20 protein-coding genes, 1 tRNA gene and 5 pseudogenes are annotated in these 26,188 nt (G+C 34.2%); 9 read left to right on the forward strand and 17 right to left on the reverse strand.

The window, feature by feature from the left end; all coding sequences use genetic code 11:
- Window positions 1–147 precede the first annotated feature (147 nt).
- The 6 genes and pseudogenes from P700755_RS08135 to P700755_RS08155 all read right to left on the reverse strand — a co-directional run bounded on the left by P700755_RS08135 (window position 148) and on the right by P700755_RS08155 (window position 5,733).
- Window positions 148–645, reverse strand: a complete 498-nt coding sequence (locus P700755_RS08135; RefSeq protein ID WP_015024212.1) for a P-loop nucleotide/nucleoside kinase family protein — start codon at window positions 643–645, stop codon at window positions 148–150.
- A 265-nt stretch (window positions 646–910) separates the two neighbouring features.
- Complete coding sequence (locus tag P700755_RS08140; RefSeq protein WP_015024213.1) at window positions 911–1,465, reverse strand: hypothetical protein; 555 nt, start codon at window positions 1,463–1,465, stop codon at window positions 911–913.
- Window positions 1,466–1,957: 492 nt separating this feature from the next.
- Window positions 1,958–2,205 (reverse strand): annotated as a pseudogene (locus tag P700755_RS20665) (IS4 family transposase); the annotation flags it as partial.
- A 122-nt stretch (window positions 2,206–2,327) separates the two neighbouring features.
- On the reverse strand, window positions 2,328–3,245 hold the full coding sequence (locus tag P700755_RS08145) for a WD40 repeat domain-containing protein (RefSeq protein ID WP_015024214.1): 918 nt from the start codon (window positions 3,243–3,245) through the stop codon (window positions 2,328–2,330).
- A gap of 181 nt (window positions 3,246–3,426) precedes the next feature.
- A complete protein-coding gene (locus P700755_RS08150) occupies window positions 3,427–4,071 on the reverse strand; it encodes a hypothetical protein (RefSeq protein ID WP_015024216.1) in 645 nt (214 codons plus the stop codon).
- 411 nt (window positions 4,072–4,482) lie between these two features.
- Window positions 4,483–5,733, reverse strand: a complete 1,251-nt coding sequence (locus tag P700755_RS08155) for an alpha/beta hydrolase-fold protein (protein WP_015024217.1) — start codon at window positions 5,731–5,733, stop codon at window positions 4,483–4,485.
- A gap of 383 nt (window positions 5,734–6,116) precedes the next feature.
- Here P700755_RS08155 and P700755_RS21255 point away from each other — a divergent pair.
- Window positions 6,117–6,745, forward strand: a pseudogene (locus tag P700755_RS21255) (transposase).
- Here P700755_RS21255 and P700755_RS08165 read toward each other — a convergent pair.
- The 4 genes from P700755_RS08165 to P700755_RS08180 form a co-directional block, all read right to left on the reverse strand.
- The gene (locus P700755_RS08165; protein ID WP_015024218.1) at window positions 6,720–7,190 is read right to left on the reverse strand and encodes a thioredoxin family protein; all 471 of its coding nucleotides are present in this window, start codon (window positions 7,188–7,190) and stop codon (window positions 6,720–6,722) included. The pseudogene P700755_RS21255 and the gene P700755_RS08165 sit on opposite strands and share 26 nt — an antisense overlap.
- A 10-nt stretch (window positions 7,191–7,200) precedes the next feature.
- Window positions 7,201–9,555 carry a TonB-dependent receptor gene (locus P700755_RS08170; RefSeq protein WP_015024219.1) on the reverse strand — a complete coding sequence of 785 codons (2,355 nt, stop codon included), beginning with the start codon at window positions 9,553–9,555 and terminating at the stop codon, window positions 7,201–7,203.
- Between the two features lie 74 nt (window positions 9,556–9,629).
- Window positions 9,630–10,079 carry a hypothetical protein gene (locus tag P700755_RS08175; protein WP_015024220.1) on the reverse strand — a complete coding sequence of 150 codons (450 nt, stop codon included), beginning with the start codon at window positions 10,077–10,079 and terminating at the stop codon, window positions 9,630–9,632.
- 3 nt (window positions 10,080–10,082) lie between these two features.
- The gene (locus tag P700755_RS08180) at window positions 10,083–10,670 is read right to left on the reverse strand and encodes a superoxide dismutase (RefSeq protein ID WP_015024221.1); all 588 of its coding nucleotides are present in this window, start codon (window positions 10,668–10,670) and stop codon (window positions 10,083–10,085) included.
- Window positions 10,671–10,966: 296 nt separating this feature from the next.
- On the opposite strand from P700755_RS08180, the gene P700755_RS18725 reads away from it, so the two are divergent.
- Window positions 10,967–11,440: a metal-dependent transcriptional regulator gene (locus tag P700755_RS18725; protein WP_281015275.1), complete on the forward strand. Its 474-nt coding sequence runs from the start codon at window positions 10,967–10,969 to the stop codon at window positions 11,438–11,440.
- A 599-nt stretch (window positions 11,441–12,039) separates the two neighbouring features.
- On the opposite strand, the pseudogene P700755_RS08190 reads toward P700755_RS18725, so the two are convergent.
- Window positions 12,040–13,278 (reverse strand): annotated as a pseudogene (locus P700755_RS08190) (IS4-like element ISPto3 family transposase); the annotation flags it as partial.
- Window positions 13,279–13,318: 40 nt separating this feature from the next.
- Here P700755_RS08190 and P700755_RS08195 point away from each other — a divergent pair.
- Entirely contained in the window at window positions 13,319–14,350 is a 1,032-nt protein-coding gene (locus tag P700755_RS08195; RefSeq protein WP_015022784.1) for an IS1595-like element ISPto1 family transposase, read from the forward strand.
- 8 nt (window positions 14,351–14,358) lie between these two features.
- Here P700755_RS08195 and P700755_RS08200 read toward each other — a convergent pair.
- Together P700755_RS08200 and P700755_RS21260 are read right to left on the reverse strand one after the other, a co-directional pair.
- Window positions 14,359–14,562 (reverse strand): annotated as a pseudogene (locus tag P700755_RS08200) (IS4 family transposase); the annotation flags it as partial.
- 116 nt (window positions 14,563–14,678) lie between these two features.
- Window positions 14,679–14,780, reverse strand: a pseudogene (locus tag P700755_RS21260) (IS30 family transposase); the annotation flags it as partial.
- 225 nt (window positions 14,781–15,005) lie between these two features.
- Between P700755_RS21260 and P700755_RS08210 the strand changes: the two are divergent.
- Window positions 15,006–15,347: a hypothetical protein gene (locus P700755_RS08210; RefSeq protein ID WP_015024223.1), complete on the forward strand. Its 342-nt coding sequence runs from the start codon at window positions 15,006–15,008 to the stop codon at window positions 15,345–15,347.
- A 50-nt stretch (window positions 15,348–15,397) separates the two neighbouring features.
- On the opposite strand, the gene P700755_RS08215 is transcribed toward P700755_RS08210, so the two are convergent.
- The 4 genes from P700755_RS08215 to folB form a co-directional block, all read right to left on the reverse strand.
- Window positions 15,398–16,831, reverse strand: coding sequence for an IS4-like element ISPto3 family transposase (locus P700755_RS08215; RefSeq protein WP_015022725.1), 1,434 nt, complete (start codon window positions 16,829–16,831; stop codon window positions 15,398–15,400).
- 705 nt (window positions 16,832–17,536) lie between these two features.
- The gene (locus P700755_RS08220) at window positions 17,537–19,330 is read right to left on the reverse strand and encodes a BspA family leucine-rich repeat surface protein (protein WP_015024224.1); all 1,794 of its coding nucleotides are present in this window, start codon (window positions 19,328–19,330) and stop codon (window positions 17,537–17,539) included.
- A 397-nt stretch (window positions 19,331–19,727) separates the two neighbouring features.
- Window positions 19,728–19,798 (reverse strand) — tRNA-Cys (locus tag P700755_RS08225).
- Between the two features lie 63 nt (window positions 19,799–19,861).
- Window positions 19,862–20,254, reverse strand: a complete 393-nt coding sequence (gene folB / locus P700755_RS08230) for a dihydroneopterin aldolase (RefSeq protein ID WP_015024225.1) — start codon at window positions 20,252–20,254, stop codon at window positions 19,862–19,864.
- Window positions 20,255–20,377: 123 nt separating this feature from the next.
- On the opposite strand from folB, the gene P700755_RS08235 reads away from it, so the two are divergent.
- The 5 genes from P700755_RS08235 to P700755_RS08255 are packed head-to-tail and all read left to right on the forward strand — an operon-like array spanning window position 20,378 to window position 26,186.
- Window positions 20,378–21,079: an ABC transporter ATP-binding protein gene (locus P700755_RS08235; RefSeq protein WP_041758256.1), complete on the forward strand. Its 702-nt coding sequence runs from the start codon at window positions 20,378–20,380 to the stop codon at window positions 21,077–21,079.
- A complete protein-coding gene (locus tag P700755_RS08240) occupies window positions 21,072–22,313 on the forward strand; it encodes an ABC transporter permease (RefSeq protein WP_015024227.1) in 1,242 nt (413 codons plus the stop codon). Before P700755_RS08235 ends, P700755_RS08240 begins: the two co-directional genes overlap by 8 nt.
- Before the next feature lies 1 nt (window position 22,314).
- A complete protein-coding gene (locus P700755_RS08245) occupies window positions 22,315–23,574 on the forward strand; it encodes an ABC transporter permease (protein WP_015024228.1) in 1,260 nt (419 codons plus the stop codon).
- Window positions 23,575–23,603: 29 nt separating this feature from the next.
- Window positions 23,604–24,725, forward strand: coding sequence for an efflux RND transporter periplasmic adaptor subunit (locus P700755_RS08250; RefSeq protein ID WP_015024229.1), 1,122 nt, complete (start codon window positions 23,604–23,606; stop codon window positions 24,723–24,725).
- Between the two features lie 9 nt (window positions 24,726–24,734).
- On the forward strand, window positions 24,735–26,186 hold the full coding sequence (locus P700755_RS08255) for a TolC family protein (protein WP_015024230.1): 1,452 nt from the start codon (window positions 24,735–24,737) through the stop codon (window positions 26,184–26,186).
- Window positions 26,187–26,188: the final 2 nt, after the last annotated feature.

Consider the following 26,188-nt stretch of genomic DNA (forward strand, 5'->3'; position numbering starts at 1 on the left):
ATAAAGGCTATGCTAATTATTTTTAACTTAAATATTCAAAAAACCTGTGCTGAGCTACATCGTAGTATAATTCAATTTATTCATATGACATCATAAATTTAATTTAGTGTAAAGGTCTAATGTGGCAATTTTTTTTGCGCTGTTGGCTCACACATTTTTTTCTGTTATGATTATTCCGCCAATCAGTTCTTTTTCATTTGGTTTTTCAAACCAGTTTTCCATAAAAGAAAAGTCTTCCTTACTGACTACAAATTCAAAAGTTTTTCCTTTTTCTGTGTTTCTTTTAGTAACTCTATTTAGTCGAGTTTCTTTTGAAATGTCTAAAAAATGAGTTTTCAATTCGTAACCATTCAACTTTGAAAACTCTCTAAATTTTTCACGATGTGTAAATTTTGATAACCCTAAATCCAAAATAGAATCAGTTTCTGAGTTTTCCAACTGTCGAATTAAATCCATGATCATTTTTTCGGCTCGTTCTATTCTTTCAAGAAACCACTCTAGTCCATCCGTCGATTTTTTGTCGTCTAGAAATAACGTTTTATTCCACTTGTCAATTGAAAAAATAATTCCTTTTGTTTTTCCTTTCAATTCTGATGAATACGTCGTTTTTCCAGAACCTGTATTTCCAACTATTAAATGTATCATTTTGTTTTATCTCAAATGTTTACAACTGTTCGTATAAAAAGTTGTTTTGATGCTTCAGCAAGACATGGTTTTTAACCTGTGTTACATATATCATTTTCCTTTCCAATCAGATATTATACCAATTTAGCATTCAAATGTCGTATAAAATCAGTTTCTTTTTCACTTACTAATCGTCATAAAATAGAACCGTAACTATTGCTATTCTTATATTTTTTTCCTCAACTAAGTAAAAAATAATTCAAATTTTTAATGCAACATTTAAAAACTAAATTGGTATTATTTCATTGTTTGCTTTATAAACGATTTTACTGTCATCATTTACCAACGAATTCCAATTGTTTATTCGTGATTTTGAAAACAGAGTATGAAAAGCACCATTAATGCCATTTGCACCAGTATTCAAATGATGAATTCTATTCGTTAGTTTTTTTACTGAGTCTGAGTCATGCTTTCTTTCTACCAGTTTTTTTCCTTTCTTAACATACGTTGATGTAGTGCTACTTTCATGTGGTAAGAAGTATTGAATAAAGCCATGAGCAATAAAGCGTCTTTCATAATTTAACTGTCCAATTTCTACTTTTAATTCGTCCCAAATGGGTTTCAACTCGACCAAATTTTCATCAATGAATCCAGTTAAATTTTCAACTTTTTTTTCAAATGGAAAACCCACATGTTTTGTAAAATAATCTATCTTTTTTCTTAAATTAAATTCAGTCATAGAACCTAAATCTGCTAAGCCGTATTCTAATTCTGAAAAGGCGATAATGAAAGCTCCAACCGCTTCTTTAAATTTTTTGTCCTCTGTAAGTCTAGTATTCATAGTAGGTCAATATCTTTAATTATTCACTTTGTGAGTTTAATATTTCAGACATTTTAAAAGCCTTTTACATTTTAATCAAAAGTTCTGGCGCACCACATAGAAACCTGACACAAAAACACCTAATGTTAAAATTGAAACGTTTTATATTAACCTTTAAATGTTATTCTGCTTTTATTTTATTTAGATTAAAAAATGTTTTGACCCCTATAAAACAAAAGTATTCTTTTAGATTTCGTTAGTTAAATTATGCGGTTAATTTATTCATTAAAATCAGGTGTTTGTCAGCGTTCTATTTTTCCAAAGGTGTTATTTTTCCTAATAGTCCGTGTCATCTCTTTTTGTCGTAAAATAGAACATCTTCTCTAAGGATTTTTCTATTTCTCCAAAGGTTCTATATTCAAATCACTGAAAGACTTCTCCGATTTATTTTTTTATTTGCTAAAACCTGCCTGCCAGAAGGCAGGTTCTATAGTATGTATCATTAACACATTACCCTAATTCATTGTCTTTATTAGTCGTAAATTCATAAATAGATTTCATCCCCGTAATGGGAGAATTAAAAGCATAGAAATCAAACTCTCGAATGAAAAACCATCCTTTTTGCACTAACCGATCCTGTTTTTTATTTTATTGAAACCCAAAATGTTTAAATGTTCTTCTAGATACTCTGAATTAAGCCAAACCTTATTAAGCTCCCCTTTTATGTCATGTGCTTTTGCAGTATCTCCATGATGTAGTATGTTCTGTACTTTGTGTCTAGTAGCTTAGAAATAATGGGGGCAAAACTTGAATATGGAATCACCATAAGTGACTATACATTTCTTTATACAAAGAGTTAATTCACTAAGTAGTTCTCGATTTTTTACTCAATTAGATTTATTTCCCATACCATGATAACTTTATCGTCCCCTGCAGAAATCAAATAATTATTGAAGGAGCTCCAAATTAATTTATTTACAGAAAATTGGTGTCCGTCATAATTTTCTTTGTCAATTACCTCTAGTGGTTGAAATGTTTTCGAATCCCAAATTTTTAAAGTTTTATCACGACTAGCTGTAGCAAATAAGTTAGAATCTGGGCTGTATGCGATATCGTAAATCGCCCAAGGATGCGCAGGAATTGATTTTAATAGTTCGTAATCTTCAACCTGCCAGATGTTCAAATCACCATCTCTACCTCCCGTTAAAAGGAATTTTCCATCAGGACTAAATCGCACAACATTTGAAGAAAGCTCATGTCCAAGAAAGACCCTTTTTTCCTGTAATGTTTTTAGGTCAAAAATACGAATGTTGCAATCGCCCGAAGCAACAGCTATTTCAGAATTTTTATAATTAAAGTCGATGTTTCGTACTTTTTCATCACACACTTTTTTTAGCTTGATTAATTCTAAAGTTTCAAGTGAATAAATCGCAAGATTACCGTCTCCTCCAGCGGTATAAATGCGATTGGTTTCTTCAGAATACCTAATATTAAAAACTTGAGAAGTATGGTTTTTTAAAATTTTTATTTCTTTCTTCTTTTCTAAATCTAATACATAAACATCACCCTTTGAAGTTCCTGCCAACACTATTTTTTTTTGGGGAATGTGACAGATAGAATATAAAGCGGAAGGAAAACTAGCCACAAATTTTTCACCTTGAAATGTTTTTAAATTCCATTGAGCAATTATCTTATCAGCACTACCAGAGAAGATAAGATGTTCAGCGGTCCCTATATCTAAAGCGTATATGGAGCTTTTATGTCCAGTTAATGTCTCTATTTTGTTTATTTCAAGTCTCATTTATGAAGAAGTTTTTTAATTTAGGTATGCGGGTTCTTATCGCTACCATAGGCTCGGCTATGAGTAGCGCGGGATTAAATTGCCACAAATCTTTCAGCTTAACGGTATGTTTATTAATATTCATTTACTTTTAATTTAGCACCAAAACCCGCATGGGGTTTTGGTTGTGTTACCAATAGCATTACCTATAAATTGTGTAGCGTGCTTTTAGCTCGAGCAGTTTAATTCTGCTTTTAATTGAACCATCACGAACACCGACTCTTACATTTTCAACTATGAGCTCAATTTCATCAAATAACCTATTGGTTTGTACAATTGTACTTCCATTTTCAGCTTTGTTATTGAAATTTCCATCCCATGAAATATCTGGATATCGGATTAATGGCGCATCTTCAAATGCACTAAGTGTGAATAGATGTTGAGAATTCTCGTTGTGATCTTGGTTTGATGGGATATTGACAAGTGAATAACTATGCACAAGAGCATTACGTAGAGCTTCTATCACATATTGGTCTTTCTCATCTATATCCGAGAAATGCTGCAGGGCCCCGCGAATTCCTTTTTTACCGCTCGAAGACACATTTGGTTCAAATACTTTACCAATTATTTCTAATAGCAGTAAATAGTTGGTGATACCAATGAACGAATATGGTTCTAAATGACCATTATTTTTGTTTGTAAGAATATGATGTTTTAATTCACCAGTTGCTACGTCTCTTCCTGTTATTTTTCTAGCATCCTCAAGAGCGATGGAAAAGGATGAATAGCGATTACTCTCAATCAATTTATCACAGACAAATTTCTCTAAAAACTCAGTTGAATTCATAATCGTAAAATTGGTTAAGTCCTAGCGTTCCATAATAAGCTTTTATTTTTTGGCGACAGGTTCTTGTATGGATGTAAACCTTATTTAGACCTAAATTAGTAAAAGAAAACGAACCAGAAGAAATTCTGAAGGGGTTTCCAAGTAGGCAACAACAAAAGCGATTAATTGTAAATGTTACTAGGCGCTTTTTTTAATCAGTTAGTAATTGCGCAGTACACGTTAATTTTCCAATCATCCTTTATCGGGGCTTAAGTTTGATTTCTAATAAAATACTTAGTTATAGTTAAATAGTTCTTTCAATGGATACCCACTATTTCCAATTGGCAATTGAGGATTCAGTATCATTATTAGTGTGGATCCTATGTCTATAGGCGAAACTGCCCTAACTGATTCTCCATGTGTTATCCTCTATTATCCTTTATTTAATGCTTCCATTCTTTCTTTGTAAGAGTCCTCACCACTTATTTCAAAAGCTTTTGTTACAAATTTGATAGCATTTTCGTTATCACCATTTTTTTCATAGTAATCCGCCATGGAATCAAAGGCATTTGCGCTATTCGGGTAATATTCAATAGTAAGTTCAAAGTTCACCTTAGCTCTTTCCATTTGGCCCATATCCATACTCATATATCCCTGCATATTTAATAAGAATTCAGGAAAAGGAGGTACAGCATAGCCAAAATGTGTTTCAAGTTTATGCTGGCGATACCTAACAATCTTATCAATTTCATCTGCGGTGGTAGTTGGCGAATTATATTTGTCAATATTTTCAGTCTGGTACCATTCAAAAACAGAAATTAAACCATCCATAATGGAAGGAAAGGAAATAGTACCATGTAAATCTCTTGGATAAAACTTCCATTCAAAAGCTAATTCATTTTGTTTGTTTTGATTCAACACTTCTGAGAAATCAATATTAGATCGTGAAAATAGGGTAAAGTCTGTTGTGTCTTTTTTTATTTCAGTTAAAGTCATCCCAGACCTCTGCATATAAACAACACCGCCCAAGGACATAAATAGTGACTTCCCTTTATAATTTGCACTTGAAACTTTAGCTTTTGCTTCCTTAATTAATTGTTGATTATCCCAATCTAAACTCGGGTCAATAACCAGATAGTTTGAAAATAATTGTGGATGATGAACTAACGAATAAAGAGCAAATAAGCCACCATAGGAATGACCAATTAAGGTTCGGAAATTGGTGACAGGATAGTTATGTTCTACAAATGGAATTAGTTCAGTCTCTATAAATTTAGTGAAATTGGCAGCCTCTCCGTTTTCTTGTTTAAAAGGACTTCCATACATCTCAGTTACTTTTGAAGTTGTTAAGTCGCGCATTCTGTTTTTATCGTTTGAAATGCCAACAATGACCATTTCGGGTGTAAAGCCACCACTATAATAGTTTTGTACATCATTCACTGTAGGGAGAAATACTTCACCATCTAAAACAAAAACTACGGGGTATTTTATGTTTTCATCGGGCTTGTAATCTGCTGGGAGTTGCACATAAATTTCTCTGTATTCATTTAGACTTTTGGAATATAGGCTATCCAAAACACCGACTTTTTGCAAAAAATTAACCTTCTGATTGGTTTGACCATTTGTAAATTGTTGGAAGAAAAAACTCAATCCGATTACTAATGCTAGTTGTATTTTATTCATGTGTCATTACTTGAGATTAACGGTTTTTGTGTAATTAGCAGTAAATTTTAAGGCACTTCGCTTTCGGTTTAGCACTTCATTTTTTAAATGCTAAAAAGTTCAAATTCAGCTCAAACCCATCATTAAAAATACACTTCTTAAGTTAGATTTCTAATTAAATATTTAGTTTCAGGTATTAATCAGAACAAAAGGGAGGATTAAGATTACTATATACGGTGAAGTTTCAAACTTCGACAATCCCGAAGCCTCCGGAATAATCTTCTTTCTTTTCTAGACAGAATTTATAGGAACTGTGAGACTTTAAATCTCGTTTTAAGCTTGTACTGAGCTTGTCAAAGTATTGTTGTGAATAAAGTAACTGATTCTCTCCTAAATCAATTCTTATGAATGACTATAAGGAAACTTTTGGAGTTGACATCAGCAAAGCTATTTTTGATGTCCACGGAAATACTACAGTTCATAATCAGTATAGAAACGATGCGTCTGGTTTTAAGAAATTTCTTAAAGATTTGCTTAAAGAATGTTTAGTTGTAATGGAAGCAACTGGCTATTATTAGTATAGACCAGCACAATTTCTATATAAAAATGGAGACACCAATAAGAGCTTACATTGCTGACTCGCATCCCTTTTTTAAGCCAGAAGACAGCTTTGTTTTTAATTGTAGCTACCGATGGGTTTTCAAAATTTGTGATGGCCTTACAGTTGTGCAGCTACTTAGTGATTACACCAACGATTTTGAAGTTTGGAAGTCGTGTTAGAAACTGAGCAAGATTGAGTAAGGTGGATAATAAAAAGCTTCGTAATCTTGTGTTTTTATGCTCCTTTTATGTCTGCAAACATAATAGAGGGTGTAGAGAGCTTTATGAAGGAATAATAGCCAAAGGAAAGAGTAAAAAACTAGCATTAGTTGCGATAGCCAAAAGGCTAATCAAGCCATGTTTTGCTTTTGGAAAAAGTAAAATTGATCAGTTTACATTGTATTTGACTAGAGAAAATTCAGCAGAAGTTTAGACGTATAATACTCAAAAAAGCGGTCTTTCAGTGTAAAATCTTTATTTAAAATAACCGTGGCTGGTAGCGAGAATGGAAATCCTTTTCGCGAGGCCAGCAATAAAGGTATTTCGTGAACTCCATTGCGCTGGGTCAGTGCTTGTTTATTTATAAAATTCACGCTTTCAAAAGTGATGGTATCGGTTTGCTCTACGTCCATTTCTATAGCATAATAATCACTGTTTAGTTTTTGTATGACTTCTGGCTTTGTAAAGATTTCTCGTTCTATTTTTTTGCAATAAGAACACCACTTAGCATGAAAGAAGATAAAAACTGGCTTTGGTTTTTCCTTAATTGCTTGTTCCAATTCTGGCCAGCTTTTCCATTCAATTTCAGAATCACTTTGGGCTCTTACAAACAAGAGCCCGGCTAAAAAAATGAATATAAAACAAATAAAATCTTTCATAAATGTTAAATTAAAAGTCTCCAAACTTCAACCCTACAAAGAATGTTCTTGGACGATTTGGTCCATAAATAAAATCTGAATCTCTTCCCGCTCCACGGTCAAAATCATCTTGATAGCTATCAAATAAGTTTTGAACACCACCACTCAATTCAACATGAAATGTATCTTTTAAGTCAAAGTGATAGGTAACCTTTGTCGTCATATCCAGAAATGATTCGGTATCTACTAAGTCTATAAAACCAGAATCACTAATAACACGTGGTGCAATCATCGGGCCAGTGTAACTTCCTGTCACGTCAAACCTAAAGGCTTCAGAAGCTGTCCAGTTTACATTTAAGAAACCATAGACGTCTGGTGATCTTACAAATTCCTCTAAAATAACATCTTGTTCACCAGGTACACTGCCATCTGCTTCAAACAATACTTGGTCTTCTTTAAATATGGAACGTTGTATGGTTACCCCAGCTTGGAATAAGAAATCCGAACTTGGCGATACACTCAATTCCAAGTTTGTCCCTGCAACAAAAGCACCAGATCCGTTTCTTGATTCTTCAAGAATTGAACCATTGGGTAAAGATGTCCCTGTACTTACAATGGTAAAAGGATTTTCCAACGTGGTATAAAACCCTTCTACCAAGAAATTGGTTTGGGTCTTGTTGAAATCTTTTGTGTAATTGAAGGATGCGGTAAAGGCGTTTGAAAATTCACTTTCAAGATCATCAGAAACAATTACAAAACGCTGTTCTCCACCTACCGATGAAATATGCAAATCTTCATTAAAAGCTTGCGGTGCTCTAAATCCACGGGCATAACCTCCTCTAAACTGTAAATCTTCATTAATATTATACAAAATAGTCAATCGTGGATTTAGTACCGTTTCACTAACGTTAGATGATCGCGCCACATCTTGTATGGTATAGAAACCATCTACATCAACGTGGTCTAGACGTGCACCGACTAATGCCGTAAATTTTTCAGAAGGTTTCCACTCGTACTGCGCGTAGAGACCAATGCTGCTTACCTTTTGATCAACCAAACGGTTATAACCTGGTATGGCATCTTTGGTATCATTGAGTTGATACTCTAGACCTGTTGTGAAAACATCCCTTTTAAAATTACGTGTGTATTTTGTTCCTGCAACAAATGCAAGGTCGGTTGTTTTTCCAAATGCATTGTTCGCAACAATAGAATCCGCGGCGGTACGTCCACCACCTAAACCACCATAATAACTGTCACGGTCTGTATTCTGTACGGAAACATAAGCAGTACCAGAGTTTTTACGGGCATCGTCAAACAGTTCATAATCCACACCTGTAAAGATGGTGTTGTGGTCAAGGTCTTCTGTAATATCGGTAAATTGTGGGGCAAGGTCAAGACGGTCTCCACCACGTCTATACTCTTTAATTCCTGTAAAATCTACACCTATACGGCTATTATCGTTAGGTCGCAAAAAGGCTTTTGCACCTAATGAATTGTTAGTCAATTTTGTGATCTCGCTAAAACCATCATCATTGGCATCAAACGCATCACGGTTACGGAATATACCATAAACAGTTACGCCGCTAGTTAAATCTTCGCTTACTGTTGAAGCGTTTAAGTTTACGTTGCGGTCTAAAGCTTCACCACCTATAATTCCTAAATTGGAACTTATTTCCCAACTGTCATTAATAGGCTCTTTGGTAATTACATTTATAGTTCCTGCAATGGCATTAGAGCCAAAAAGTGCAGAACCACCACTTCTAACCACTTCCACGCGGTCTATAATGCTTACAGGAATTTGTTCCAGACCATATACACCGTTGAGCGCACTAAAAACAGGACGACTGTTTACGAGTATTTGTGTATACTGACCCCCAAGCCCGTTAAGGCGTACCTGGGTGAATCCACAGTTTTGGCAATTGGTTTCCACCCTAACTCCAGGCTGGTAATTAAGCCCGTCTGCCAGCGATATTGACTGGGTGGCCTGAAATAATTTTGAACTGAGAACATTCACAATTACAGGGGCCTCTTTCTTACTGATGCGGTTTCTGGTAGCACTCACGACAACTTCTTCAAGACCGAGTACATCTTCTACAAGGGAAAAGTTAACTTCTTGTGTAATTTCTGCTTCACTGCTTATTTGCTTTGTTTGAGTTCGAAATCCTTGTGATTGTACCACAATAGCAATAGTTCCCGACGGAACGTTTAAAGTGAATTTACCGTCAATATCTGCACTTGTGCCATTCGTACCATTTTTAACATAAACATTTGCAAAGGGAACAGGGTCGCCATTGTAGGTTACAGTTCCAGATATTACGGCCTGTTTGTCTTGAGCAATAGCGGTAGTTATGGAAAATAGTGATAGTAAAATAAGTATAAATTTCATTTGTTCTAATTTTATTAATAGTTGATTTAAAGGTTAGTTAAGCTTAATTTATTTTAAATTTGAAAATGGTGAACTCAATCAATCAATGTGAGGTGCTCTTCTACATCCTCACGTACTTTAGTAATGTTTTGTGTTTGTAGACTATTCCGCTCAGCATAATTCGTATAGTTGAGCATCGCTATTTTCAGCTCGCTTTGGATTTCATCTGAATTTACCGTGCTATTCCCACCGAGCGTCAACAAGAAATAAATTACCCTTTTGAGCATTTTGCTTCCCTTTTTCTTCATTTTCATTTCTTCATAGGTAAAAGCAATGTTGTTGCACGAAATCGCAAACAGTTGTACAAATGGAATATTAAGTCGAGTAGCTTCTTTATTATAGGTGTTCAAAATCTTGGCATGGTCTAGTGCGTCCCGATATCCATTTAAGGATTGTTCATAATCGCCCTTTCTAAACAAAGCGTTCGATACTTCAGTCTTTGCTTTCCAGTGATTTTCAATATGCTTTAAACGGCTTTCACACATTACCTAGTTGTTTAGATTTATATTGTCAATATTATGGTTGACGATATTCCAAAAACGCTCTACAAACTTGGAACGTGCATTACGATAGTCTATGTAGTAGTCATGTTCCAAAGCAACTGAGGTAAGAATCGGTTCTTTAGACTCCGTTAGTGTTGTATATAAATCTTTCATTGGAATACGTTTCAATTTGCCCGCATCATTTTGTGCCAACCAAGCCCATCCAGCTCCAAACAATTTTGTAGCCAGTGTTAAAAATTGAGCTTTAAATTTGTCAAAACTTTGAAAATAGTGTTTCGTAAGTTCCTTGATGCTTCTACCGAGTCTACCGCTTCCATTTGGCGAGAGGCAACTCTGGCTCCAATGTTGTGAAGTGTTGCTAAACAATGCTGTGTCTTGCTTTTTATGTCTTTCTAAAATGAGTTCTTCAACCGTCTTTTCTTCAAGTTCGGCGTCTTGATTAAGACTATTTAAATTTTTAACGTAAACGGCCTGATGCTTACCGAAATGATAATCAAACGTTTCTTCCATTACAAAGGATAACAAGGCTTGCTTATTATACGGTAGATCTGGGAGTTTTTTTGAAACGTTCATAATAATCTTCTGTTTTTAGTTTTCTAAAATATTATTTAGAACTGCAAAACTAATAATTTAGACTTGTCTAAACTAATGATTCGATAATTATTTATTTTTTTGTTAAAAATTATTTTATGGCTTCAGATATTTAATAGAATTATGTTAAGCCTTTGTTCTATTTACATCAAAAGAACGAGGATATTTCTTTGTCTGATTTAGGAAGAATTGCAGGTAAGTAAGCCCACTGCAAACGATATGATAAAAAATTACAAACTGAAGGGGTTATAATTTCAAAAAAATGCAAACCGATAAGAATAACCGAAAAAGGTAAACAACGGGCCGCTGAAATTATCAGAAAGCACCGATTGTCTGAAATGTTTTTAATGAAAATAATGAAATTTGGTTGGGAAGAGGTTCATGAAATTGCGGAAGAATTAGAGCATATTAAAACAGATAAATTTTTTAACCGAATGGATGAGTTGATGGGATTTCCAAGAATAGACCCACACGGTTCGCCACTAACTGATAAAAACGGAAATTTCAATAGACCTAACTACAATCGGCTTTCTCAAATTTCCGTACAATCAACTATTATAGTAAAAGCATTACGGGATAGTTCCAACGAATTTTTATTGTTCTTGAATAACAAATCAATCCAACTCAATACAAAAATTACTGTTGACCATATTGAAGTTTTTGATGGAAGTTTAACTGTTTCGTTTGATGGTTATACAGATGTGGTTTTAGGCAAATCCATTTGTGACCGAATTTTGGTTGAAGAGGTTTGATTTTTTTATTAGCTCTAATACCAAATTAGACCTATAATGGCGCAATAAATCGTTTTACCGAAATGAATTCGGCACAGGCTTTCTTCGCCTGCTTTTCATTAAAAATAATTACCGTAGCTAAGGCTATGCTAGTTATTTTTGATTTCAATCAATCAAAAAACCTGTGCTGAGCTACGTCATAGCATAATTCAATTTATTCATACGGCATTATAAATATAATTTGGTATAAATCAATTTATAGGAGAACTAAAAAAATGGTAAGAATATCATAGCTGGTAATTCTTAAATGTGTGGGGGATGGCAATAAACAGCTCTTTTATTTTTAGTGGTCGTGGCTTATTATGGTTGTGGGAAAATAATTGTGCTGTTTGCAGGGTCGGGTTTTAGTGGTAGTTCGGATTTATTTAGCATCCACTTAAAGTTTAGGATAGGAATATGTAGCCAAATGAAAGAGTAAAAAGCTAGCTTTAATCGCCGTAGCCAAGAAGATACTCAAAAACTGTTTTGCCGTTGCAAAAACAGGCAAGCCTTATGTTGAAAGTTACATTTCTGTGTTACCTAGATATATAGAAGAACTCAAGTTTCGCACCTAATCAATTTCACTTAACACCTTGATGATTAAAGCTATGGGTATTTGTTAGAAACCCATAACTCTCAATATCCTCTATTATTTTGGATGTAATAAGTTCAATATCAATTGATTCTACTAGTTTTTCCAAATTGGTTAAAATTAAGTTGACAACTGCCAATATTCTGATATTCAGCTTATTTTCAATATAATCCTGTTTTAAATCTTTAAATAATCCGCCTATGGTTTCATAAGCCTCCATTCTGTACCGAATACTTGTGAGCAGATATTGGGTCATTGCAATTGTTATTTGTGCAATCTGGACATCAAAATTGGTAGACTGACACTTTCCAAGACCAAAGAGCTGCTTGGCTTCTTTAAAAAAGACTTCAATTGACCATCGAATACTATATACTTCAATTGCTTTTACAAATTTGAGTGATGTATCAGTGGTTATTAAGGTGTGCCATTTGCCGTTCTTCCCACGCTTCGAAATAAAGAGAGCAACCTTGAGCCCATCAATTTCAGCTATGTAATGATGGTAGTAGTAATTGAATTTACGACAGCGCTTGGGCTTTGCTTTCTGTTTTTTAAGTTGTGCTAAAGTTTTGACCTTTGATCTGACTTCAATTTTACTATTGTATTTATACATCCCAATAATATGGGTCGAACTGCAAATACTTCGTAACTTTTTAAGTAATCCCACACTTGTAAACCAGGTATCTATTAAAATATAGTCTACAGAAATTTTACGCTTTACAACCCTGGAAAACATTTGCACTACTAGGTCTGTTTTCTTTTTATTGAGTTCCCTATACCTCTTTGCCGCAACTGTTTTACTACATCTTGGTGTCTTCTTTTGGGCCTTACGCTGCTTTGCGGTTAGACCATATTTTAATCTTGATGTTTTGCTCTCACGGTGCAGACTAAAATCAATGGGGATAAAAACACTTCCATTCCAATACCCAGCCACAAGTAGCTTGAAACCTAAATAGTAGGTCTTTGACACATGGTTGTAGATCTTTGAGACTCCTTCAATAGTCTTTCCTGTTTTTGAAAGATCAGTATCATCAAAGATCAAGCATCTTGTAGGGTCTGCTGAGGGGGTGAAGAGTTCATCTTTCAATAGATATTGCTTTACAAACTGGGCCAAAAAAGCTCTCCAATTAATTTTTTGATTTGCCAAGATTCGATAGTATGAATCTTTTCCACATTTATTAAGTTCTGGATCTTTGTCAGTTGTAAGTCCATAAATAGAATTAATTCCAATGGCTCTAGTTTAATACAGCTATTATATGTATATTTAGATTATGAACATAGATAATCTAAAAGAGGAAATACTATCACTATCCACTCTAGATCGTGATAATCTGTTAAAGGATATTACAGATTCACTTGAGCATAATCAATTGGTTGAGCGGGCTTCCCGTCGCCATATTTTAGATAATAAAATGGGCGGATGCCCACATTGTTTACATGAAAAATATGTTCGTTTTGGAGTTGACAAAGGCTCGCAGCGCTATAAGTGCAAGTCTTGCAATAGAAGCTTTACTGAATATACTGGCACTTGGATGGCGGGACTTCAAAGAAAGGATATGATTTCATCTTATTTAAGTCTTATGGTTCAAGAAAAAAGTTTAGATAAAATAAGTTCAGAATTAGGCATCAATAAAAAGACAGCCTTTGATTGGCGTCATAAGATATTAGCTTCATTCGATACTAAAAATGACGATGACCAAGACAACTTTACAGGTATTACAGAGAGTGACGAAACCTTTTTCCTAAGATCAGAAAAAGGTATGGAGGTAAAAGATAGGGAATCAAGAAAAAGAGGCGGTAAGTCTAAAAAGAGAGGTATAAGTAAAGATCAAGTTGCGGTAATTGTAACACAGGATAGAAAATCAACATTAGACCTTAGCGTGGCTAAACTCGGTCGAATAGGAAAAGTAGATATAGAAAATGCTATCGGTAAACGTGTTATAAAGGATATAACCATATTGTGTAGCGATGCCCATCACAGTTATAAAGGGTTTGCCAAAGATAGCGAAACAGAGTTCCACATCGTAAATGCATCAAAAGGAGAAAGAGTAAAAGGAAAGTATCACATACAACACGTTAATTCTACTCACAATAGAGTTAAAAAATGGATTGAAAATACCTTTTGGGGAGTATCAACAAAATATCTACAACAATATATGAATTGGTATCGAATAAAGGAAAATATAAAGTCTAGAAGCGATAGAGCCAACGCCTTTGTGGAAGAAACAATTGCTCTAGGTACATTGAAACGGTATAATCAAATCGAATCTAGATATGAAAACTTAATATCAACGCAGACCTAAACTAGAGCCATTCCAATAAGGGGCAAAATCAAGAGTGTAGCGATCAAATCCTCAAATGAAAAACCCGCCTTTTTGCACCAACTGAATTGTTTTTTTATTCTATTGAAGCCTAAAATATTTAGATGTGCCCGTAAATAGTCTGAATTAAACCAAACCTTATTAAACTTCCCTTTTATTTCTTGAACTTTTGCAATATATTCGTGTTGTAGCATGTTTTGTACTTTGTGTTTAGTTACTTAAAGATACAGTAAAACCAGGGGTTTCCCTTGGTTTTCATGCTATTTTTTTCCAATTAAACCCTGTAAATAATGGGTGCGAAACTTGAGTTATTTAATAATCTTTCAACTTCTTTTATTCGTTTCACCGTAACTTTTCTTAGGTCTGTTTTCTTTTGGAAAAATCTCCTTATTACACCTATTCCATCACTCACTAATCTTAGTGATCAAACTATGCTCATGGCAGATAATAAGAATATTGAGGCTGATTATAATTTAGTTTCTGATGTTCCAGATGGCTTTATTACCCTTAGATCTGTAATGAAGAACGGAAACTTAAAAAAAATAACCAAGCATTTGAATATGCTTCTACAACTGCATTTACTAGATTGTGGGACTCTTATTTTTCTAGTAAATTCAATAATTATTCTGACAATAAAATGGATATAGAAATAGAGTTAGTCGACCTTTTGCTTATTAAGAGATCAGCCTCATCTATTGGGTCAACACTCTTGACTGGAAATAGTCAATACAATGTCAATGCAGTCGCAGTGATACACGTCAATACAACTTATAAGGGTAAGGATTATGAAAACGAATTTGAAGTAAATGCATCAGCTTATAATGAAAGTCAAAAAATTGGAAACGGCAATAGTTCATTCTCAATTACTGCATCCAACCCTATGCAACAAAGGGCTAAACTTCTTGAAAGTTGTTTAAACAAATCAATTATTCAATTTGATAATTTTGTGAGTAATGTAATCATGGAAAGCGAAAATTAATTAAAGTGTAAATACTTACTTAATTACTCAAGTTTCGCACCTAATCAATTTCACTTAACACCTTGATGATTAAAGCTATGGGTATTTGTTAGAAACCCATAACTCTCAATATCCTCTATTATTTTGGATGTAATAAGTTCAATATCAATTGATTCTACTAGTTTTTCCAAATTGGTTAAAATTAAGTTGACAACTGCCAATATTCTGATATTCAGCTTATTTTCAATATAATCCTGTTTTAAATCTTTAAATAATCCGCCTATGGTTTCATAAGCCTCCATTCTGTACCTAATACTTGTAAGCAGATATTGGGTCATTGCAATTGTTATTTGTGCAATCTGGACATCAAAATTGGTAGACTGACACTTTCCAAGGCCAAAGAGCTGCTTGGCTTCTTTAAAAAAGACTTCAATTGACCATCGAATACTATATACTTCAATTGCTTTTACAAATTTGAGTGATGTATCGGTGGTTATTAAGGTGTGCCATTTGCCGTTCTTCCCACGTTTTGAGATAAAGAGAGCAACCTTGAGCCCATCAATTTCAGCTATGTAATGATGGTAGTAGTAATTGAATTTACGACAGCGCTTGGGCTTTGCTTTCTGTTTTTTAAGTTGTGCTAAAGTTTTGACCTTTGATCTGACTTCAATTTTACTATTGTATTTATACATCCCAATAATATGGGTCGAACTGCAAATACTTCGTAACTTTTTAAGTAATCCCACACTTGTAAACCAGGTATCTATTAAAATATAGTCTACAGGAATTTTACGCTTTACAACCCTGGAAAACATTTGCACTACTAGGTCTGTTTTCTTTTTATTGAGTTCCCTATACCTCTTTGCCGCAACTGTTTTACTACATCTTGGTGTCTTCTTTTGGGCCTTACGCTGCTTTGCGGTTAGACCATATTTTAATCTTGATGTTTTGCTCTCACGGTGCAGACTAAAATCAATGGGGATAAAAACACTTCCATTCCAATACCCAGCCACAAGTAGCTTGAAACCTAAATAGTAGGTCTTTGACACATGGTTGTAGATCTTTGAGACTCCTTCAATAGTCTTTCCTGTTTTTGAAAGATCAGTATCATCAAAGATCAAGCATCTTGTAGGGTCTGCTGAGGGCGTGAAGAGTTCATCTTTCAATAGATATTGCTTTACAAACTGGGCCAAAAAAGCTCTCCAATTAATTTTTTGATTTGCCAAGATTCGATAGTATGAATCTTTTCCACATTTATTAAGTTCTGGATCTTTGTCAGTTGTAAGTCCATAAATAGAATTAATTCCAATAAGGGGCAAAATCAAGAGCGTAGCGATCAAATCCTCAAATGAAAAACCCGCCTTTTTGCACCAACTGAATTGTTTTTTTATTCTATTGAAGCCTAAAATATTTAGATGTGCCCGTAAATAGTCTGAATTAAACCAAACCTTATTAAACTTCCCTTTTATTTCTTGAACTTTTGCAATATATTCGTGTTGTAGCATGTTTTGTACTTTGTGTTTAGTTACTTAAAGATACAGTAAAACCAGGGGTTCCCCTTGGTTTTCATGCTATTTTTTTCCAATTAAACCCTGTAAATAATGGGTGCGAAACCTGAGTTAATTACACAATTTAAAATATTTATTACATCAGCCTAAAGTAAATAATTCACTTTAGGCTGTTTTTGATTAAACAAGTTTATTCAAGTCTAAATTTAATCATCAAAGGATATGAATCGTAAAATGGAAACCTAAAAAATATTCATTACTCGACAAATTAGACACCATAAAAGAGTTAGTGTTAACTTATAAACGGGTAAAGTGAAAACCGAAATCTTTATTATTACAAAAATTACATACTATAAAAGAGCAAAAGGGAAACAATACGCGCGCGCGAAGAATTACACAAGTTAAAAAGACTAAAACCATACGAATCGTACTACCCTAAAAGAAAGTATTTTTAAAGTAATTTTTTTTTCGACATTAAAAAGGGAAGCTGAATCAAGTCATAAATGCAACTTGAGCATTAAATAACAATTGATTTATTAAAAATTTAATATTCTTATTAAGAGTTTATAGGCCCAATTATATTAATTCTTAAACAGTTTTTCGATATTCAGTTTTAAAGGGTTTGAAATCTCTTCAACTAACTAAAAAGCCTCTACAGTTTTTGTAGAGGCTTTAATAATTAAAATATTTTACAATAAATAATTACTTCACAATTAATCGCCTTACAAATTGTTGGTTATCTACTGTTGTAAACTGAACAAAATAATTACCCGCATCTACTCCTGAAACATCAAGACCATGAGTTATTTGACTTGCCGAGAAGATCTTAATGTCTCGACCTAACATATCAATCAATTTAATTTTAGAAAGAATTATTTGCCCATCATTTTCTATAAACACTTTTGAATTTGAGGGGTTAGGATATATTAGAATATTAAATCCAATAGCGTCTGGGTTTGTTGTTGATAAGTTACACTCTGCACCCCAATTTGGGAAGAAGTCGTCTTGCAAAGCAGAGTTAAAAGCAAAACCTTGGGGTTCATTTGGTATTTGCTCTACGCACCATCCTAATAGATCTTGGTTAAATGAAGTTGCGCTTAAAAACATACTTCCCATTCCAGTTACTTGACTTATATCCCAATTATTTAGGGGTTGGTCAAATGATGATGCGCCTCTAAACATAGAATACATAGCAGTTACCCCACTTATATCCCAATTATCGAGAGGTTGGTTAAATGACTCTGCATTTTGAAACATAATCCTCATATCAGTGACTTGGCTTACATCCCAATTATTTAGGGGTTGGTTAAATGACTCTGCATAAGAAAACATAGCTTCCATAACCCAAACTTGACTTACATCCCAATTATTTAGAGGTTGGTCAAAAGATATTGCAAGATAAAACATAACAGCCATATCTGTAACATTACTTACATCCCAATTATTTAGAGGTTGGTCAAATGATTCTGCACCATAAAACATAAACTTCATGTTAGAAACATTACTTACATCCCAAGAATCGAGAAATTGGTCAAAAGATTTTGCACCATCAAACATAGATCCCATATCTATAACATTACTTACATCCCAAGAATTAAGGGGTTGGTTAAAAGATGCAGCCCTATTAAACATGCCCTCCATATTAGTAACACTACTTACATCCCAGCTGTTTAAAGGTTGGTTAAATGGAGTTCTCGAAAACATACCTATCATATTTTTAACCTTACTTACATCCCAATTATTTAGGGGTTGGTTAAATGAAGTTGCATTAGCAAACATACCACTCATATAAGTAACATTACTTACATTCCAATTATTAAGGGGTTGGTTAAATGAAGCTGCATTAGCAAACATCGAAGCCATAGAAGTTACTTGGCTTACATCCCAATTGTCAAGGGGTTGGTCAAATGACTCTGCACGATTAAACATGCTTCGCATATTAGTAACATTACTCACATCCCAAGAATTCAAGGGTTGGTTAAAAGAAGTAGCGTTATAAAACATAATATTCATACCTGTAACATTACTTACATCCCAAGAATCGAGAGGTTGGTTAAAAGATGTTGCATAAAACATGCTTTTCATATCTGTAACATTACTTACATCCCAAGAATCGAGAGGTTGGTTAAAAGATGTTGCACCATAAAACATAGCAGCCATATCTGTAACATTACTTACATCCCAATTATTTAGGGGTTGGTCAAATGAAGTTGCATTATAAAACATAAATCCCATATCACTTATACCACTTGTACAGGTTAAGGTGATATCGGGATTTTGTTGATCATTATAATAAAAGAATGCAATAAGTTGTGCACGACTCCTTTTTGTAAAGGTTTTGGCTTCACCGTTAATGGTTAAGGTTCCTGTGTCTCCAAATTCAGCCTCTGGACATAGGCAAGTCATCCCATTGGGGGCAAGATAAAAATCTGGGTTGTCTTGGGCGTAAAATGTAAGTGTAAAAAGAAATGTGGTTATAAGTAATAGTTTTTTCATAATAAAGGGTTTTACTTGGTATTTGGATTCAAGTCATAAATGCATCTTCAGCATTAAATAGAAATTGATTCATTTCAAATATAAGATTTTCATAATTAAACCTTTTTCTAGGTCTTAGATATAATTTCTCTTGTATCTGTTTTATTTGGCAATCAGTGATTTCTGTAAAGACTGTTTTAAAAAAAATCTATAATGATTAAATCTAAAAGTTGCATTTAATAGTTGAATTCAAAGAATTAATAGAGAGAAAGCAACAAAAAATTCAATGCAAGTAAATAACTTATATTAAACCTTAAAGAGGGGTTATTTTAATTTGTGGGTTACAAATGTGGGTTACAAGTTGATAAACAAAAAAGCCTAACTATCTGATAGTCAGGCTTTAATCTATGTATTGTTGAGGTGTCGAGCGGATTCGAACCGCTGTAGATGGTTTTGCAGACCACTGCCTAGCCACTCGGCCACGACACCTTTTTTGAAGACTGCAAATTTAAGAATTTTTTTTTATTCCCAATGCTAATCTATCAATTAGATTCAACCTCTTTTTTTAGATAAAGTAATATTGACATCCTCCACATCGCCTCCCAATGGAGGATTTAGTTTAGCAACTTTAACTTTTGCCTTTTTCACTATCTCGAGTTCAGCGAAGATTCTATCTAAAATACGCTTAGCGACATGTTCCAGAAGTTTAGAAGCTATAGCCATTTCTTCCTTTACGATTTTATTGAGATGAACGTAATCTACTGTATCAGATAGCTCATCGGATTCCGCTGATATATCCAGATTTGCATCAACACTTATATCCACTTTATAATCACTTCCTATCTTAGTTTCTTCTGGTAAACACCCGTGATAGGCATAAACTCTAATGTTATTTAAATTGATTGTGTCCAAAGGTTTTTTAAACAAAGATAACCCCACTTTCATTTTATCTAAACTTTAAACATTATATAGTTTCATAAAAATTATTTAAATTTTAACACTTTAATAACAAGGTGCTCTGTAACGTTTCTAACATTTACAAGTCTTAATGGAAGTAACTACTCAATTATGATAGAAATTAAAAATTTGCATAAGTCCTACAAAATGGGAAAGAACTCTCTTCACGTGTTGAAGGGAATCAATTTTAATGTTGAAGAGGGAGAATTGGTTGCTATTATGGGATCTTCTGGGTCTGGCAAGTCTACGCTTCTTAACATTCTTGGAATGCTTGATGAAGCAGACCAAGGTTCATATACGTTAGACGGGGTGCCAATCAAAAATCTTAATGAGAAGCTTGCCGCTCAATATAGAAATAAGTTTTTAGGTTTTATTTTTCAATCTTTCAATTTAATCAATTACAAGTCTGCTATAGACAATGTCGCTCTTCCTTTGTTCTACCAAGGTATGAAAAGAGCGAAACGGATGGAAAGGTCTATGGCTTATCTTGAAAAAGTAGGCCTTGCAGATTGGGCTACTCATAAGCCTAATGAACTTTCGGGAGGACAAAAACAAAGAGTTGCCATTGCAAGAGCATTAGCGAGTAATCCAAAAGTGCTACTTGCAGATGAGTTAACCGGAGCTTTAGATTCCAAAACGTCTTATGAAATCATGGATTTAATCCAAAAAATAAATGATGAAGGCAGGACTGTTTTAATAGTTACCCACGAGAAAGATATCGCTCAAATGACTAAGCGAATAGTGAATCTAAAAGATGGTGTCATTATAGAAGATAAAAAAATAACCCAAGTAAGAGCAATGCAAAATGTTTAGTTTAGAACGTTGGCAAGAGGTTTTCGAAACCATTTCAAAGAATATGTTAAGGACTTTTCTTACGGGGGTTTCAGTTGGTTCTGGGATTTTTATTCTTATTATATTGTTAGGAGTGAGTGTTGGCATGCAAAATGGCATTGAAAAACAATTTAAAAACGACGCATCAAACATTATTAATATTTACCCAGGTACTACTAACTTAGCATACAAAGGCTTAAATCCTGGAAGAAGAATTCAGTTTACCGATGAAGATTACGAACTGGCTTTAGGAGGTAAAGATGAAGTAGTTTATAAATCTTCGGTTTATCAAAATAGAGGTGGATTAATTTCCTATAAAAAAGAATTTGGAAGCTATCGTGTGCAAGGAGTTATGCCTGATTTTCAGTATTTAGAGAATGCATCCATCATAGAAGGAAGATTTATCAATCAAAACGATGTTGATAATTCTGAAAAGTATGTGGTTATTGGAAATCAAGTTAAAAAGGATTTATTTAAAGATAAATCGCCCTTAGGAGAATACATTATTATAAGAGATTTAAATTATAAAGTGGTTGGAGTATTCACGGACCCAGGTGGAGATAGGGAAGAATCTCGTGTATTTTTGCCTATAACCACAACGCAAGTTGTCTCTGGTGCAGGAAATAAAATCAGATCTATGGGATTTACTTTACCTAAAATAGATGATTACGACGAAGCTTTAGCTATATCCAACAAATTTACAGCTCAAATTGAACGCCAACTCAAAGCTAAATTACTGATTAGTCCTTTAGATACAAGCGGAATGTCTTTCAGTAATAACATTGAAAACACCAAAAATATTTATCAACTTATATCTGCCATGAAAATATTTTTCTGGTTTGTTGGTATTGCCACTCTGATGGCAGGAATAATTGGGGTGAGTAATATTATGCTCATCATTGTTAAGGAACGCACCAAAGAAATTGGCATCCGAAAAGCTTTAGGCGCTAGACCCATGTCTATCATTGGGATGGTTTTACATGAATCTATTTTTGTGACTGCTTTTTCTGGAATAATCGGTTTAATTTTAGGCTTAGGTTTATTAGAAATTGTAGGGCCTATGTTTGAATTAGATTTTATGGTAAATCCATCGGTAGACTTCAGCATTGCCTTGACCACAGTTGTTATTTTGGTTGTAGCAGGAGCTTTTGCTGGATTTTTCCCAGCATGGCGCGGAGCAAAAATTAAACCCATAGATGCATTAAGAGACGAATAATATGTTTAATAGAGACAAATGGAATGAAGTAATTGAATCACTATCCTCTAATATATTTAGGACGGTGCTTACCGCCTTTGGTGTATTTTGGGGAATTTTTATTCTTGTACTTTTACTAGCAGCTGGAAATGGTTTGGAGAATGGTGTGAAAGGGATATTCTCAGGTATATCAACCAACTCCATGTTTATGTGGACTCAGACTGCTTCGAGACCTTACGATGGTTTGCCGAAAGGAAGACGTTACAACTTTGACGTCAATGATATAACGGCTATTGAACAAAAAGTGAATGGTTTAAAATATGTCTCTCCAAGAAACCAACTTGGTGGATTTGGAGGATCTAACAATGTAGTTCGAGGCTTAAAAAACGGAGATTTTTATGTGTCTGGAGACTATCCTGAAATCTTGAATCAGGAATCTTTGAAGATTTTAAGAGGGCGTTTTATCAATCAAAATGACATAGAAAACAAGCGTAAAGTTGCCGTTATTGGCGAAGGTGTTTTGAATGAACTTTATGAAATTGATGAAGATCCACTGGGTACTTACATCAAGGTCAATAGTGTAAATTTTATGGTGATTGGCGTTTATAAAAAACGTGGATTTGGCGGTGGTGATGCTGAGGAAGAACAAAAAAAAGTTTACACTCCTTTTACAGCTTTCTCTCAAGCCTTTAACTATGGAGAGGTTGTAGGCTGGATAGCCATTACAGCAGAAGATGATTTTTCGATTACCAGTTTAAAAGAACAAATTTTTAGCATCATCAAAACCAACCATCGAATTCATCCAGAAGATGATCGTGCAATTGGCAACTTCGATTTATACGAACAATTTTCAAAAATACAAGGTTTGTTTATTGCCTTAAATGCAGTTGCCTATTTTGTAGGAATTTTGATTTTACTCTCCGGAGTAATCGGTATTAGCAATATCATGTTGATTGTGGTAAAAGAACGTACCAACGAAATTGGTGTAAGACGTGCCCTTGGTGCAACGCCATGGGAAATTCGTGGACAAATTTTATTCGAATCCGTTTTTTTAACTATAATTGCTGGAATGGCAGGAATTGTTTTTGCCACAGGAATTCTAGGACTAATTAATCAATTTTTACCAAAAGATAGTGATATCCCATTTGTGAATCCAAGCGTAGATTTGCAAACCGTTATTATTGCCTTAACCATATTAATCATTACTGGATTGTTAGCCGGATTTATTCCTGCCCAAAATGCAATAAAAGTAAAACCAGTTGATGCCTTACGTACTGAATAAAAACTAAAAGAACTAATACCTAAATAAAAATGAAGAAAGTCGTTACCATTGTTGTTATATTAATCATCGTTTCGCTCTTTGGTGGATCCCTGTATTATTTGTATCAAAAAAATCAAGAGAGTCTATTAGTTTTTCAAACTGAGCAATCTACTGTTGAAACTATAATTAGGAAAACAGTTGCTACGGGAACTTTAAAACCACGTGAAGAGGTAGAAGTAAAACCCAACATCTCAGGAATTGTAGATGTATTATTGGTTAAGCCTGGTGATATGGTTCAAGTTGGAGATTTAGTAGCTCAACTGAAAGTAGTGCCAAATATAACTAGCTTGAATTCTGCTAAAAACCAATTGCGACAAACTAGAATTAATTTAGAAAACGAAAATAAACTGTTTAATCGTCAAAAGGAATTATTTGAAAAAGGTGTGATTTCTGCAAACGATTTTGATTTGGCTAAAAATGCTATGGACAATGCAAAGCAAAACGTAGCTGCTGCTGAAGAAAATTACGAAATCATTCAAACGGGAACAACTCAAGATGCAGGTAACGCTGCAACAACCGAAATAAAAGCGCGCATCTCTGGAATGGTACTCAATGTGCCTATTAAAGTTGGTAACCAAGTAATTGAAGCCAACAACTTTAATGAAGGAACAACCATAGCTACCATTGCCAAAGTAGACGATATGATTTTTGAAGGCAAAGTAGATGAGTCTGAAGTTGGAAAAATTAAAGAAAACCTTCCTCTTGAAATTACAGTAGGTGCTATAGAAAACACAACTTTCGATGCCATTTTAGATTACATCGCTCCACAAGGAGTAGAAGAAAATGGTGCTGTACAATTTGAAATTGAAGGCAGCTTAAAAGAGACCAAAGGCATATTTATTCGTGCAGGTTTAAGCGCAAACGCTTCTATTATTCTTGAAAAAGCAGAAGATGTGATGGCTATTAAAGAAGCCTTAATTCAATTTGATAGAGAAACCAAAGCTCCTTTTGTGGAAGTAGAAGTAGGCAATCAAGAATTTGAACGTCGTGATATCGAACTCGGCCTTAGTGACGGTATAAACGTTCACGTAAAGTCTGGTATAGTTAAAGATGATAAAATAAAAATTTGGAACAGAGTTGAAAGACCAATTTCTAAATCGTCTAGAAGATAATTAAAGATTATGAAAATGAAATTTACCTTATCAATATTAAGTGTTATACTCTTAGGATGTTTTTCTGGTCTTAATGCGCAAAACGATATACCTGCAAGATGGACTCTTGAGGCTTGTGTAAAATATGCCATGGATAATAATATATCCATTAAGCAATCGATGCTCGATCTAGAAACCGCAGACATCAGTAGAAGTGAAGCTATAGGAAACTACCTGCCTTCACTTAATGGAAATTCTAACAATACCTGGAACTCTGGTTTAACTCAAAATATAACCACAGGAGTTCTGGAGAGTCAAGTGACTCGTAACTTTTCTGTAAATGCAACCTCAGGAATAACCATATTTGACGGTTTACGAAATTTAAGAGTATTCCAGAGAGCTAAACTAGAGCAACTGGCAAGTCAGTATTCACTTCAATTGATGAAAGATGATATTGCGTTATTTGTAGCAAATGCTTATTTACAGATCCTTGTCAATAAACAGCAACTTGAAGTTTTAATAGAGCAAAATAATGTAACTCAGGAGCAAATTGAACAAACACGAAAAACTGTAGAGATAGGAACTGCCCCTCAGGGAGACTTGTTAGAAATTAAGGCCACAAATGCAGATGAAGAACAACAAATCGTTGTCGCTGAAAATAATTTAAGAATCTCTAAAATCAGCTTAGCGCAAACACTACTTATAAAAAATTATCAAAATTTTGATATTGCAGATGAGGAGTATAACGTCCCTATCACAGATATCATGTCTAAAACACCTGAAGAGATTATTGCAAAATCAAGGGAAGAGCGTTACGAAGTTAAAGTGGCAGAGCAAAATGTAGACTTAGCTGTAAAAGATGTTCAAATAGCTAGATCACAGCTTTACCCGTCATTAAGCGGATTTGTCAACTACAACACCAGAGAAACAGATAGAGACAGAACAGTTCAAGGCGGTCTAGATCCAAACAGTCCCACCAGACAAATTGGAATTCTAGAGTCTACAGGAGGAGCTGTAGTCGTTCCAAATTTTCAATTCCAAACCATAGGGCCGAGAAATTTTATAGACCAATTGTGGAGAAATGACGGTTTAACTTATGGTGTACAACTTGATATTCCGGTTTTCAATGGTTTTGCAACAAGAAACTCTATTAAGAGAGCGGAAGTGAATACCAGACGTGCAGAATTTCAGCTGGAGCAAGCTGAATTGGATTTGGAATCCAATGTATATCAAGCTTATGTTGATGCTCAGGGATCGGCCAAAGCTTATGAAGCAGCCTTAAAAGCTGTCGAGTCTCAAGAACTAGCTTTTGAGTATGCTCAGCAACGCTTTGAAGTTGGTGTGTCTAATGCTTTTGAACTAAGTCAATCTAAATTTAGATTAACAAATGCAGAAAACAGATTAATTAATTCTAAATACGACTATATTTTCAACTTAAAAGTCTTAGAATTGTTTTTTGGAATTCGAATTATTAACTATTAAAC

It is taken from the genome of Psychroflexus torquis ATCC 700755 (assembly GCF_000153485.2).
Taxonomy (GTDB): domain Bacteria; phylum Bacteroidota; class Bacteroidia; order Flavobacteriales; family Flavobacteriaceae; genus Psychroflexus; species Psychroflexus torquis.

Coding starts and splice junctions, on each gene's coding strand:
- P700755_RS08135 (WP_015024212.1), bottom strand. CDS start 645: ATGATACATTTAATAGTTGGAAATACAGGTTCTGGAAAAACGACGTAT.
- P700755_RS08140 (WP_015024213.1), bottom strand. CDS start 1,465: ATGAATACTAGACTTACAGAGGACAAAAAATTTAAAGAAGCGGTTGGA.
- P700755_RS08145 (WP_015024214.1), bottom strand. CDS start 3,245: ATGAGACTTGAAATAAACAAAATAGAGACATTAACTGGACATAAAAGC.
- P700755_RS08150 (WP_015024216.1), bottom strand. CDS start 4,071: ATGAATTCAACTGAGTTTTTAGAGAAATTTGTCTGTGATAAATTGATT.
- P700755_RS08155 (WP_015024217.1), bottom strand. CDS start 5,733: ATGAATAAAATACAACTAGCATTAGTAATCGGATTGAGTTTTTTCTTC.
- P700755_RS08165 (WP_015024218.1), bottom strand. CDS start 7,190: ATGAAAGATTTTATTTGTTTTATATTCATTTTTTTAGCCGGGCTCTTG.
- P700755_RS08170 (WP_015024219.1), bottom strand. CDS start 9,555: ATGAAATTTATACTTATTTTACTATCACTATTTTCCATAACTACCGCT.
- P700755_RS08175 (WP_015024220.1), bottom strand. CDS start 10,079: ATGTGTGAAAGCCGTTTAAAGCATATTGAAAATCACTGGAAAGCAAAG.
- P700755_RS08180 (WP_015024221.1), bottom strand. CDS start 10,670: ATGAACGTTTCAAAAAAACTCCCAGATCTACCGTATAATAAGCAAGCC.
- P700755_RS08195 (WP_015022784.1), top strand. CDS start 13,319: ATGAACATAGATAATCTAAAAGAGGAAATACTATCACTATCCACTCTA.
- P700755_RS08210 (WP_015024223.1), top strand. CDS start 15,006: ATGGATATAGAAATAGAGTTAGTCGACCTTTTGCTTATTAAGAGATCA.
- P700755_RS08215 (WP_015022725.1), bottom strand. CDS start 16,831: ATGCTACAACACGAATATATTGCAAAAGTTCAAGAAATAAAAGGGAAG.
- P700755_RS08220 (WP_015024224.1), bottom strand. CDS start 19,330: ATGAAAAAACTATTACTTATAACCACATTTCTTTTTACACTTACATTT.
- folB (WP_015024225.1), bottom strand. CDS start 20,254: ATGAAAGTGGGGTTATCTTTGTTTAAAAAACCTTTGGACACAATCAAT.
- P700755_RS08235 (WP_041758256.1), top strand. CDS start 20,378: ATGATAGAAATTAAAAATTTGCATAAGTCCTACAAAATGGGAAAGAAC.
- P700755_RS08240 (WP_015024227.1), top strand. CDS start 21,072: ATGTTTAGTTTAGAACGTTGGCAAGAGGTTTTCGAAACCATTTCAAAG.
- P700755_RS08245 (WP_015024228.1), top strand. CDS start 22,315: ATGTTTAATAGAGACAAATGGAATGAAGTAATTGAATCACTATCCTCT.
- P700755_RS08250 (WP_015024229.1), top strand. CDS start 23,604: ATGAAGAAAGTCGTTACCATTGTTGTTATATTAATCATCGTTTCGCTC.
- P700755_RS08255 (WP_015024230.1), top strand. CDS start 24,735: ATGAAAATGAAATTTACCTTATCAATATTAAGTGTTATACTCTTAGGA.